Here is an 11,773-nt window from a genome sequence, read left to right as displayed (position 1 = left end):
AGCAGCCTCGGCGCGGCCGCTTATTCCTGAAATGTTGGCGATTGGCGGAAGCCGCGATGACAGCCAATCTCCCCCCTTGTGGGGGAGATGTCCGGCAGGACAGAGGGGGGCGCGAAGGATCGCTGTCATGAACCATCAATCCACCATCAAATCATCGAAGACTCGCACCGCAGCGCAGGGTCATTTCCGCACGCTGCGCCTCGGCACTCCCTTCCAGCCGCGCATCGATGCGCTGACCAAGACCCAGGACTGGTATAATTGGGCCGGCTACCGCGCGCCGCATTCCCTGTGGGACGAGGAGCTCGAATATTTCGCCATCCGCAGCCAGGCAGCTTTGTTCGACATCTCCCCGATGACCAAATACCGCGTCGAGGGTCCGGATGCCGAAGCCTTCCTCGATCGCGTTACACTGCGCGATGTCACCAAGCTGAAACCCCGCCGTGTCCACTACACCGCCTGGTGCGACGATGAAGGTTTCGTCCTCGATGACGGCACGCTGTTCCGGCTGTCACCGACGCGCTTCCGACTGTGCTCGCAGGAACGGCATTTGCCCTGGCTGCTCGACAGCGCGATCGGCTTCGATGTCTCCGTCGAGGAAGAAACCGAAACCGTCGCCGGGCTCGCTCTGCAGGGACCAACCTCGTTTGCCGTGCTGCGCGATGCCGGTTTCGCCGGCGTCGAGAAAATGAAGATCTTCGACCTGGCTGAGTTCCCGCATAATGGCGCAACGGTGATCATCTCGCGCACCGGCTTCACCGGCGATCTCGGCTATGAACTGTTCATTCCAGCCGAAAAGGCGCTCAGCCTCTGGGATCGGCTGATGACGGCAGGCGAACTGCGCGGCATCCGCGCCATCGGCTACACCGCCCTGAACCGCGCCCGGCTCGAAGCCGGGTTGATCGTCGCCAATGCCGACTTCGCCACTGCCGAACACGCCATCCGCGCCGACCGCTTGCGCATGCCGGAGGAGATCGGCCTCGGCTTCATGATCGATCTGGAGAAAGGCCATTTCAACGGCCGCCGCGCCATCCTCCAAGCCCGCGCCAAGCGCAAGCTGCGCCATGTGCTGGTCGGGTTGGAGATCGAAGGCAACATCCCAGCCGAGCACGCCATCGTCTATCACAAGAAGCATCAGGAGGTCGGGCTGGTCAGCGCCGCCATGTGGTCGCCGATGGCCAAGCGCAACATTGCCATTGCCTCGCTGGCGCGGCCATACGGTGACACGACGGTGGAAGACCTCTGGGTCGAGATCTACGCCATGCGCGAACTGCAGTACCAGAAGCTGATGAAGCGGGCCAAGGTGGTGGCGCGCCCCTTCATCAAGCTGGACCGCCGCACGGCCAATCCGCCGGCGGATTTTTGATCATGGCCGATGAAGCCGATGAAGAGACGGAAGCCGCCGAACAGTGGCAGTTGGTCAATACACCGCTCGGCGAAAAATGGTCGGGCCGCACCCGCTATGCCGCCGCCATGTTTTTCTACAGGCGCGGCGAGATGAGCGCCGAGACGCTCGAGGTCTACCGCATCTGCGCGCGGCTGGACTCGGAAAACCCGTTGCCGATCATCAGGGACCGCGGCACCGGCCAGGACTGGCTGAAGCGCATGGGCGCCTAAGGCTCACCCGATCGTTCGTTCCAGTACATTGAGCCAATTGCGATAAGCGATCTTATCGATCAGCGCGCGGCCGAAACCGCGTGCGGCCAGCGCATCGATCAACTTCGGCAGGCCGGCGACGTCGCCGATGACGGCGGGGATCATGGCGCCGTCGAAATCGGAGCCCAGACCGACGCCATCCTCGCCCAGCGCCTGCAACAGCGAATCGACATGGCGCACCATAATGTCGAGGCTGGTGTCTGAATTCATCCTGCCGTCCTCGCGCAGGAAGCCGGTGGCAAAATTCAGCCCGACCATGCCGCCGGTCTCGCGAATGGCGCCGAGCTGCCAGTCGGTCAAATTGCGCGAATGGGTGCACAGCGCATGCACGTTGGAATGGGTGGCGACCAGCGGCGCATCGCTGAGCGCGGCGACATCGCGAAAACCCTTTTCGTTGAGATGCGACAGATCGATCATGATCTTCAACTGATTGCAGGCCTTGACCAGCGCCTTGCCGGCATCGGTCAGCCCCGGCCCGGTGTCGGGCGACGACGGGAAGCGGAACGGCACGCCGTGGCCAAAGCCGTTGGGACGGCTCCAGACGATGCCGAGCGAGCGCAGACCGGCTTCGTATAGCACGTCGAGTAAGGTGAGCTCGGGATCGATCGCCTCGACGCCTTCAATGTGGAACACCGCCGCGATGGAGTCTTTCGCCATCGCTTCGCGAATGTCACCAGCGCTGCGGCAGACGGTCAGCGCTCCCGCTCGTTCCAGCCGGAACAGGATGGACGCCATGGCGATGGTGGAGTTCAGGGCGTCAGCGCGCGGCAGTTCCGGCGGCAGCGGCTCGTTGTCGCTCGGCGCCGGCGGTACCGCCGAGCGCTTGGCCTTCTCGACCGGCGGCGGGAAGATCGCGAACATGCCGCCGGCGAAGCCGCCCTTCTTGGCCCGCGGCAGATCGATGTGACCGCCCCGCGTCCCCTCGATGAACAGCTTTTCGACGTCCGTGTCCTTCGACTGGTAAAGTCGCAGCAGCGTGTCGTTGTGGCCGTCGAAGACGGGGACGAGATCGGATTCGGTCATCGGGAAGCCATTCTATTGAGGAGCTGCAGGTTGAAAACCAGCCTGCGGGCGATACCTCTATCTAGGCAAGATGGCCGAGCCAAGCAAATGCCAGACGCGTGTTTGCGTTGCCTGGCTTATTGCTTCAGCACATCGGCCCATTCCGGATGGCGGCGGAACTGGGCGTTGGCGAAGGGGCAGAGCGGGATGATCTTCTTGCCCGCCGCGCGCATGTCCTCGACGGCGCGGGTAACCAGCCGAAGTCCGGCGCCCTGGCCGCGAAACGCATCCGGCACCTCGGTGTGGTCGATGATGATCTGGTGCTCGCCGATCTTGGTGAAGGTCATCTCCGCCTCGGCGCCGCCCGGACCGCGCAGGACATAGCGGCCCTTCGAGCCGCGATCCTCGAGTTCGATGTCAGGCAATTGGTCAGGCATTGGTTGCTCCTTCAACCGGCACGGCGGCGAAAAGCCGTCTCGCCGCTTCGATCTCGTTTGGCTGCACCTCGTGGCCGCCATTGTGCCATTCCACTGTGACATCGGCACCATCGGCGCGCAAATAGGCTTCCAGCCGCGCCGTCAGATTGGGCGGGCAGATCGGGTCGCGCTTGCCCGCAGTGACCAGGATGCGGCGTCCGGCAAGGCTGCCCTTCACCTCGGGTTCGAACGGGATCAGCGGATGCATCAGCACCGCCGCATCGAACAGCTTGGGCGCGGCGAACATCACCGAGGCCAGGATGTTGGCGCCGTTGGAATAGCCGAGGCCGAATACCGAAGACGGCTTTGCCGCCTCGACCTGCGCCTTGATGAAGCCGGCCATCTTGCCGGTCGCCCGGCCGAGGTCTTCCATGTCGTAGACGCCCTCGGCGGTGCGGCGGAAGAAACGCGCTGCGCCATGTTCGGAGACATCGCCACGCGGCGACACGATGGTCGCCTGGGGCGCGAGGTCGCGTCCCAGCGACACGAGCTGGTTCTCGTCCGCCCCGGTGCCGTGGAAGACGAAAAGCAACGGGCCGCCGGGCGAACCCGGCAGCGCCTTGTGGATGTAAGCGTCCTTGCTCATCGTCGTCAGCCTTCCAGCTTCTGCAGATGCTGTTCGAGATAGGGTCTGAGATGCTGGTGCTGCGTCGGCAGTTTCAGCGCTTCGCCCAGATGGGCGGTGTCCTCGTCGCGGTCGAAGCCCGGCTCGTTGGTGGCGACTTCGAACAATACGCCGCCCGGCGTGCGGAAGTAGATCGCCCAGAAGTAGTCGCGGTCGATCACCGGCGTCACTCCATAACCCGTATCGATTAACGCCTTGCGCACTTCGAGCTGCTTGGCGCGGTTCTCCACCGCGAAAGCGACATGGTGGACCGAGCCGGCGCCGAGATTGGCGAAGCCAGCCGTCGGCAGCGATTCGATGTCGACGACATCGGCGCCATTGCCGTTCTTGATGGCGAGCCGGCTGACATTGCCGGATTTGTCGACCTGCTCGTAGCCCATGAACTTCAACAGCTCCTCGGTGGCGCCGCCATCCTTGAGGCGCAGCGACACCGAATGAAAGCCGCGGATCGCCTCGGCGGCGGGAACGCCGCCCTTCAACCATGGCGTACGGCTGTCGGCCTTGTCCTCGACGAGCGCGAAGCCATCGCCGTCGGGACCGGCGAAGGCCAGTCGCTTCTCGCCGAATGTTTCTTCGCGCGAGAGACCGCTAACGCCCTCATCCGCGAAGCGCTTTTCCCAATAGTCGAGTGTGCCTGCCGGCACGGAATATGCCGTAGTGCCGACCTCGCCAACGCCGTGGCGGCCCCTGGCAATGTCTGGGAACGGAAAATAGGTCATCACCGAGCCCGGCGTGCCGTGCTCATCGCCATAGTAGAGGTGGTAGACGTCGGGCGCGTCGAAGTTGACGGTCTTCTTGACCCGGCGCAGGCCGAGCTTGTGCGTGAAGAAATCATTGTTCTGGCGCGCATCGCCGGCCATCGACGTCACGTGATGCAGGCCCTTGATCTGGTCGAGCATTGTCTTGCTCCTTCCCTGAGTGTTTGCGGCCCCTTGCCGCTGTCCACGCCTATATGAGGATACACCGGGCAACGGCAAAGGCAGCAAACTCAAGATGGACTGTGCATTAAAAGTGAACACCGAAAAATTGTCGTTCACCATTTCGGCGGTCCGACAGGCTTGCGCCGCCGTCAGCATTCGGTTCATTGAACCTCTTCCCGACGTGACAGGATACATACATTGGCCGCGAAAAGCAGACGACCGAACATCCTTCTGATCTCTTGCGACCAGTGGCGCGGCGACTGCCTGTCGGCTGCCGGCCATCCGGTGGTGAAGACACCGAACGCCGATGCGCTGGCTGCCGAGGGCGTCCTTTTCAGGCAACACTATGGCGGCGCAGCGCCCTGCTCCCCAGCCCGCGCCTGCCTCTATACCGGCCTCTACCAAATGAACAATCGCGTCTGCCGCAACGGCACACCGCTCGACGCTCGCCACGGCAACATCGCGCTGTCGGCTCGCGCCCTCGGCTATGATCCGACTCTGTTCGGTTACACCGACGTCTCGTCCGATCCGCGCACGATGGCGCCGGACGATCCGCTGCTGAAAAGCTATGAGGGCGTCCTGCCGGGCTTCAGCGTACGCCAGTTCCTGCCCGAGCATCAGAAGCCGTGGCTGTCATGGCTGAAGGCGCGCGGCGTCGACACCAGCGTGGGCTCTCCCGGCATCCATCGCCCCGTCGGCGAGAAACCAGGCGACGCCGTGACCAACGCGCCGCCGGTCTACTCCACAGACGAGACGCCGACGGCCTTTCTTGCCGGCGAATTCATCCGCTGGCTGGACGAACAGGATGCGTCCTGGTTCGCGCATGTGTCTTTTATCAGCCCGCATCCGCCCTTCATCGTGCCGGAACCCTACAACACGCTTTACGATCCTGCCGACGGTCCGGCCTTCCGCCGCCAGGAAAGCTCTCAGGCGGAAGCAGAAAGCCATCTCTATCTGGCTTACGACCTCGATCGCCAGAAGCGGAGAAGTTTCCGCCCCGGCATGGACGGCAAGGTGTGCGACTGGGGCGATGACAATCTGCGCGCCATCCGTGCGATCTATTACGGGATGATTTCGGAAGTCGACGCGCAGCTCGGACGCATCTGGCGGGCGCTCAAGGACGCTGGCGCCTGGGACGACACGATCATCGTGCTGACATCGGACCACGCCGAGATGATGGGCGACCATTTCATGCTCGGCAAAGGCGGCTTTTTCGACGGCAGCTACCACATCCCGCTGATCGTCCGCGACCCGCGGCGCGGTAGAGCGGCGGGCTCGACCGTCGATCGCTTCACCGAGGCCGTCGACATCTTCCCGACCTTGCTCGACCTGCTGGATGCCGACGCCCAGCCGCATCTCGACGGCCATTCGCTGAAACCGTTTCTGGAAAGTGAACCGCCCAAAGATTGGCGTGACGCGGCGCATTGGGAGTTCGATTTCCGCTCGATTGCCGACGGGGAAGCCGAACGACATTTCGGCATCGCCTCGCGTCAGTGCAATCTGGCCGTCATCCGCACGGAATATTTCAAATACGTGCATTTCGGCGGCGGCCTGCCGCCGCTGCTGTTCGATCTGAAAAAGGATCTGGGCGAACTGACCAATGTTGCCGCCGATCCGAAGTATCTCAGCGTACGGGTCGAATTCGCGGAGCGGCTTCTTGCCTGGCGCGCCGAACATCTCGACCAGTCCGTGGCACTGGCGGAACTGACGGATGATGGTGTGGCAGGATATTTCGCCGGTCGTCACTCTTCTCCATGAAAAAGCCCGCGCCATCGCTGGCGCGGGCTCCCTTATGTCCCCAGTCGTCAATCGCTGAGGATCATCCGCTGCTCATCCCGCTTCTCGGCATAGCTGCCCTTGTCATAGGCGGCCTGCGCCTGAAGCTGCTCCTTGGTGAAGTTGGTGTAGAGATACTTCTTGCCGTCCTTGTCGGTCATGAATTTGAGCTTGTCCATGCCGACCGCGACCTCCTTGGCGCCGATGCCGAGGAAGCCGCCGACATCGATGATCACGGCATCCGGCTTGCTATCAGGCGCCAGCACGACGTCGCCGATTTCGCCGACCTTGGCGTCGTTCGCGCCATAGACGGTCGTGCCTTTCAGATCGTCGCCCCTGATCTCACCGACCGGCATCTCGGTCAGCGTCGATTTGTCGATCGCCGCCGTCTGCGTCGGGTCGGTGGCCTTCACGTCAGGCGACTCGGCCGCCGGAGCTTCAGCTGTCTTGTCCATCGGCGCCGGAGCTGCTGTCTCAGCCGGAGCGGCCGCTGGGGCGGTGGCTGCTGGGGGCGTGCCCGCGTCGGACATGGTCGTCACCGGCACGGGATCATAAACCTTGCGGTCGAAGTCTGGCTGCGCCTGCAATTCCTCCCTGGTCGTCTGGGCGACCAGCCAGCGATCGCCATTCTTCTCGGCCCACTGCGCCTTGGCGAAATCATAGGTGACGTTCTTCTCGCCCATGCCGAGGAAGCCGCCGACGCCGATCACCAGGGACTGCGCCATGCCATCCTTGGTCAGCACGATGTCGTTGACGTCACCGATCTTCTCGGCATCGTCGGCGGTGCCGTTATAGACGGTCTCGCCGACAATGTTGGTGGCGAGATTGCCATCAGCGCGTTTAACCACCGGTTCCGACGGCGCCGCGTTGAGGTCGACGGGCTTCTGCGGATCGTTTTGCGCGCTGTCGGTGGATACAGGCGCTGGGGCCGGATCGTAAGGTTTGCGGTCAAAGTCCGGCAGCGCCGTCAGTGCTTCCTTCGTCGTTTCGGCAACCAGCCAGCGGTCGCCGTTCTTCTCGACCCATTCCAGCTTGCCGTAGTCGAAAGCAACGTTCTTGCTGCCTAAGCCGAGGAAGCCGCCGACACCGATGATGGCGGATTTGGCCTTGCCGTTTCCATCGAAGACGACGTCACTGACATCGCCGATCTTCTGGGCATCTTCGCCGGTGCCGTTATAGACGGATTCACCGATAATATTGGTCATCAGGGCCCCGTCGGCCCGCTGCGGAGCCGGAGCAATGGTGGCGGGGGCTTCAGCCGGGGCCGGGGTCGTCGCCGGGGCCGTCGTTGACTGCGCGAAAGCACCGGTGGCGATCACCGTTGCAAGCGCGGTTGTCGCGAACAGAGTGCGAATCATGATTAAGTCTCCTCTTGCGTGATCTCTTACGCGCCGCGACCGGCAATCCGTCGTCGGGAGACCGAAAGCGGCGCCTCCAATGTGTTCACAACGTCGTGACAAGGCGCTTGTTCCGAAAAAACGGGGCATCGGGATAGCTCGAGCAAGCCCGGCCAGCTGATGGAACCTTTGGAAGGCTTGCCCGTTTCAGCCTGTGGCTGGCTAAACAATACGGAGCGGGGCATGCGATTTGCAGCGGTGCTGAACCGGGACGGCGGCACCTTGCGGACGACCGATGTTTCCGCGTTTTCGGACAGGATGCGCCAGACGCTTGAGGCGGCTGGCCACACCATTGATATCGACATCGTCGAAGGCAAGAATATTGTCGCGGCGCTCGACAAGGTCGGCTCGCGGCGCGGCATCGAGGTGGTGCTGGCCGGTGGTGGCGACGGCACCATTTCGGCCGCCGCGGCGCGGCTGATGAACAGCAAGAAAGCCTTGGCTGTCCTGCCTGCAGGGACCATGAACCTGTTCGCTCGCGGCCTCGGCATTCCGCAGACCCTTGAAGGGGCCCTGACTTCCTTTGCCGACGGCGAGGTCATCGCGGTCGACATCGCCAGCGCTAACGGCCGACCCTTCGTGCATCAGTTCTCGATCGGCCTGCACGCCAGGATGGTAAGGCTGCGCGACACCATGGAGTTCGCCTCGCGCCTGGGAAAGATCCGTGCTTCGGCAAAGGCCGCCTGGAGGACGATCAACAATCCGCCCGCCCTGAAGGTGACATTGACGGTCGGCGACGCGGAGATCGTGACCCGCATCAGTGGCATCGGCATCTCAAACAATCTGTTCGGCGAGGGTCACCTGCCCTATGCCGATAACCCTGCCGGAGGCGTGCTCGGCATCTATGTCACCGTGGCGCGGCAGCGCGGCGAACTGGCCAGGGCCCTCTTCGACATAGCGCGCGGCAGATGGCGCGACAGTGATCATGTCGAGATCCATCAGGCCGACAAGGCCGTGGTGAAAATCCACACGGGAAGCAAGAAGTTCGGTGCCGTCATCGACGGCGAACTGGTCAAGCTGGAGCGCGAAACAGCAGTACAAATTCACCCCGGCGCGTTGAACGTTCTGGTGCCGGCGCGCGCTGCGCAGGCAAAGGCCGCCTGATGCGATCGCCGAAGACGACGAGCGCTCTAGCCGCCGGCCGGCTGGTCCTGACTGGCGGGCGCACTCTGGTTGGTGGGAGCGCTGTTGTTGATCTTTTCGCCATAAATCTCGGCGATACCCCAGGCGATGAAGGCCAGGAGCAGCGCGGCGATCAGGATGCGCAGCCCATGCCAACCCCAGCGCCCCTGACGGGCTTTGTTCTCAGGGATGATCTTGGTCATTGGCGGCGTTCCCGTGGGGCGACTGCAAGCATGGTGGACAAAACCATGGCTGCCGAAACATGGTCGGGTAACGATTGCGTGCTACAAAAGTTCCGGGTCCCAACCGCTGCGCACAACGCGCAGGACTGCGGATGGGACCTGCAAGCGAGGGGGCTTGGTGGATAAGAAGGTGGAGAGGGGTCTGCCGGTCGAGGTCCGCGGCGCCGTGGCGGCGCCGGAACGGCTTGCCGTGCTGCACGGGCTTGACGCGATCGACACGGCTTCCGACCCCGACTTCGATCGCATCAGCGGGCTTGCCGGCGCCGTGATGCAGGCGCCTATCGCCCTGGTCACGTTGCTCGATACCGAACGACAATGGTTCAAATCCTGTATTGGTCTGGACGAGACCGAGACCGCCACCGACATCTCGTTCTGCGCCCACGCCGTTGCCACCGGCGACGAGCCTATGGTGGTGACCGATGCCAGCATCGATCCCCGCTTCGCCGCCAATCCGCTCGTGACCGGCGAGCATCATCTGCGCTTTTATGTCGGCGCGCCCATGGTGGTGGCCGGTGCTCGCATCGGCACCGTATGCGTGCTCGACCGAAAGCCGCACGATTTTCCCTCCACCGCCGCACTCGATCAGCTGAAGGCGCTGGCCGGCCTCGCCGCCAGCCTGTTTACGCTCAAAGACGCGACCCGTAGCGGCGCCATTGCCGCCGCAGCTTTGGCACAGGAGGAAAAGCGCCGCGCCATCGCGCTCGATGCCGCCTCGCTCGCCAGCTGGGCCTGGGATATCCGCACCGACATGATCGAATGCGATGTGCGCCTGTCGGAACTGTTCAATCTGCCGCGCTCGAACCGGTTGCGGGCGCGCGACATATTGGGCGCCATCGACCCGCGCGATGTCTACCAGACCGAGACGCGCTTTCGCGACGCCTTGACCGGCAGCGACGACTATTTCGGCGAATACCGGGTCAAGGGCTTCGATCCGCCGCGCTGGATAGCCACGCGCGGCCGCGTCATCGAGCGCGACGACGAGGGCAGGCCGACGCTGATCTTTGGCGTCAACTACGACATATCGGAACGCAAGCTCGGTGAGGAGCGGCAAAGGTTGTTGCTGCGCGAGCTGAACCACCGGGTCAAGAACACGTTGGCGACGGTGCAGGCGCTGGCGACGCAGACCGTTCGCCACGCCCGCCGCCCAAGCGAATTCCTCGAAGCCTTCGGCGCCAGGTTGCAGGCGCTTGGGGCTGCCCACAATCTCTTGTCCGACCGCGAATGGCGCGGCATCGGCATCCGCGAACTGATGCAGATTGAGGTCAAGCCGTTCGATTCGGCCGAACAGCTGCGTATCGCGATTTCCGGCCCGGATCTGCTGCTTTCGCCCGACCAGGCGGTGGGCCTCGGCCTGATCATGCACGAACTGGCCAGCAACGCGCTGCAATACGGATCGCTGTCAGTGGGCTCGGGAAAGGTCGACGTCGACTGGAAAGCGCTGGGCAAGAAAGGTGCACGCCGCCTCGTGCTGACCTGGCGCGAAAGCGGCGGGCCGCGGGTCCAGCCCCCGGAACGCCAAGGATTCGGCTCGATCCTGATCCGCCGCAGCCTCGCCAAGGTTTTATCCAGCGAGGTGGTCCACGAGTTCCGCACCGAAGGTGTGTACGCCGAAATATCGTTGCCGCTGGAAGACCTGCCGGCCTGAGCGATTTCCACGAAAAGTGTGAACGTTTTCCCGGGAAAAGCGCGCAGCGCTCTCAGGGAATCGCGTAAAAGCAAGACTCTAGCTGGCCTCGTCGCTCGGATCGTCGTCCCGGTCCGGCTTGACGTTCTCGCGGTAGATGGCATAGGCGGCGAGCGCGATCATCGGGCCGAGAATGAGGCCCTTGCCACCTTTTCCCTTGAGCAAAGCCGGCAGCACGGCAAGGGCCGCCGTGATGCCGAGTGCCTTGAGGTCGGCGTTGCGCCGCCGGGCGCGGCGGCGGGCGCGCCTGCCGGCCGCCAGTTGATGGATGAGCACCATAAGCCCGGCGAGCACCAGGAAACCTGCAGCGAAGCCCAGGCATGCCGCCATCGGTCCAAAGCGGTCGGCGGCCCAGATATAGGCCGCCCCCAGCAGAAAACCGAGGCCGCACAGAACCGCGACCGCGGCGAGCCCATAGACGATTGCCGCCGTGCGCGCGCGGCGCATGGCGGCAATGGCTTCACCCGAGGCCAAGGCCGAAATCAGCGATGCCAGCGTCCCCATCTCTGGCGAAAACTAGCGGCGGGCGAGAAGCGCGAACAGAAAGCCGACGCCGGCTGCGATGGCCAACGAGGTCACCGGCTTTTCGCGCACATTGGCGGTGATCTGGGCTTCGAGGTCCTTGGCGTTGCCGCGCAGGCTGTCGAAGGCGGCTTCGCCCTGGGCGCGCAACTGCTCGACGCCTTCGGCGGCAGCGCGCCGGGCTGTCCCGTAACCATGTTCGCCGGTCTTGGCCAATTGCTTGGTCAGCTTTTCGATATCGGCCTTCAGCTGCCTGATATCGGCTTCGAGATCGGCATTCGTCTGGCTTTCGCCAGCGGTTCTTCCTGCGGCAGTTGCCATTCCCATAACTCCTTGCGTTTGCTTGGTTTCAAA

The 11,773-nt window shown here is 63.5% G+C and carries 13 protein-coding genes; 5 read left to right on the top strand and 8 right to left on the bottom strand.

Annotated elements, in window-relative coordinates; all coding sequences use genetic code 11:
• Window positions 1-127 precede the first annotated feature (127 nt).
• Together ACWGTO_RS01760 and ACWGTO_RS01755 are read left to right on the top strand one after the other, a co-directional pair.
• Window positions 128-1,363: an aminomethyltransferase family protein gene (locus ACWGTO_RS01760; protein WP_454573147.1), complete on the top strand. Its 1,236-nt coding sequence runs from the start codon at window positions 128-130 to the stop codon at window positions 1,361-1,363.
• Between the two features lie 2 nt (window positions 1,364-1,365).
• Entirely contained in the window at window positions 1,366-1,614 is a 249-nt protein-coding gene (locus ACWGTO_RS01755) for a hypothetical protein (RefSeq protein ID WP_454573146.1), read from the top strand.
• A 3-nt stretch (window positions 1,615-1,617) separates the two neighbouring features.
• On the opposite strand, the gene ACWGTO_RS01750 is transcribed toward ACWGTO_RS01755, so the two are convergent.
• The 4 genes from ACWGTO_RS01750 to ACWGTO_RS01735 all read right to left on the bottom strand — a co-directional run bounded on the left by ACWGTO_RS01750 (window position 1,618) and on the right by ACWGTO_RS01735 (window position 4,655).
• Window positions 1,618-2,676 (bottom strand): dipeptidase, encoded by a 1,059-nt coding sequence (locus ACWGTO_RS01750; RefSeq protein ID WP_454573145.1) that lies wholly within the window; start codon window positions 2,674-2,676, stop codon window positions 1,618-1,620.
• Window positions 2,677-2,792: 116 nt separating this feature from the next.
• Entirely contained in the window at window positions 2,793-3,092 is a 300-nt protein-coding gene (locus ACWGTO_RS01745) for a GNAT family N-acetyltransferase (protein WP_454573144.1), read from the bottom strand.
• On the bottom strand, window positions 3,085-3,717 hold the full coding sequence (locus ACWGTO_RS01740) for an alpha/beta hydrolase (RefSeq protein WP_454573143.1): 633 nt from the start codon (window positions 3,715-3,717) through the stop codon (window positions 3,085-3,087). Before ACWGTO_RS01740 ends, ACWGTO_RS01745 begins: the two co-directional genes overlap by 8 nt.
• A gap of 5 nt (window positions 3,718-3,722) precedes the next feature.
• Window positions 3,723-4,655, bottom strand: coding sequence for a ring-cleaving dioxygenase (locus ACWGTO_RS01735; RefSeq protein WP_454573142.1), 933 nt, complete (start codon window positions 4,653-4,655; stop codon window positions 3,723-3,725).
• Window positions 4,656-4,874: 219 nt separating this feature from the next.
• Here ACWGTO_RS01735 and ACWGTO_RS01730 point away from each other — a divergent pair, with 219 nt between their 5' ends.
• On the top strand, window positions 4,875-6,434 hold the full coding sequence (locus tag ACWGTO_RS01730) for an alkaline phosphatase family protein (protein ID WP_454573141.1): 1,560 nt from the start codon (window positions 4,875-4,877) through the stop codon (window positions 6,432-6,434).
• A gap of 47 nt (window positions 6,435-6,481) precedes the next feature.
• On the opposite strand, the gene ACWGTO_RS01725 is transcribed toward ACWGTO_RS01730, so the two are convergent.
• Window positions 6,482-7,810 carry a PRC-barrel domain-containing protein gene (locus ACWGTO_RS01725; protein WP_454573140.1) on the bottom strand — a complete coding sequence of 443 codons (1,329 nt, stop codon included), beginning with the start codon at window positions 7,808-7,810 and terminating at the stop codon, window positions 6,482-6,484.
• 222 nt (window positions 7,811-8,032) lie between these two features.
• On the opposite strand from ACWGTO_RS01725, the gene ACWGTO_RS01720 reads away from it, so the two are divergent.
• Window positions 8,033-8,953 (top strand): diacylglycerol/lipid kinase family protein, encoded by a 921-nt coding sequence (locus tag ACWGTO_RS01720; RefSeq protein WP_454573139.1) that lies wholly within the window; start codon window positions 8,033-8,035, stop codon window positions 8,951-8,953.
• Window positions 8,954-8,979: 26 nt separating this feature from the next.
• Here ACWGTO_RS01720 and ACWGTO_RS01715 read toward each other — a convergent pair whose 3' ends face one another.
• Window positions 8,980-9,174 (bottom strand): hypothetical protein, encoded by a 195-nt coding sequence (locus ACWGTO_RS01715; RefSeq protein ID WP_454573138.1) that lies wholly within the window; start codon window positions 9,172-9,174, stop codon window positions 8,980-8,982.
• A 157-nt stretch (window positions 9,175-9,331) separates the two neighbouring features.
• On the opposite strand from ACWGTO_RS01715, the gene ACWGTO_RS01710 reads away from it, so the two are divergent.
• Window positions 9,332-10,858, top strand: a complete 1,527-nt coding sequence (locus ACWGTO_RS01710; RefSeq protein WP_454573137.1) for a sensor histidine kinase — start codon at window positions 9,332-9,334, stop codon at window positions 10,856-10,858.
• A 78-nt stretch (window positions 10,859-10,936) separates the two neighbouring features.
• Here the strand turns inward: ACWGTO_RS01710 and ACWGTO_RS01705 are convergent, their stop codons facing one another.
• On the bottom strand, window positions 10,937-11,401 hold the full coding sequence (locus tag ACWGTO_RS01705; protein ID WP_454573136.1) for a hypothetical protein: 465 nt from the start codon (window positions 11,399-11,401) through the stop codon (window positions 10,937-10,939).
• A 12-nt stretch (window positions 11,402-11,413) separates the two neighbouring features.
• Window positions 11,414-11,740, bottom strand: coding sequence for a DUF883 family protein (locus ACWGTO_RS01700; RefSeq protein WP_454573135.1), 327 nt, complete (start codon window positions 11,738-11,740; stop codon window positions 11,414-11,416).
• Between the last annotated feature and the right edge of the window lie 33 nt (window positions 11,741-11,773).

The sequence above is a fragment of the Mesorhizobium sp. PL10 genome (assembly GCF_053714315.1).
Note: the sequence above shows the minus strand (reverse complement) of the source record. Positions and strands in the feature narration are given on the sequence as shown.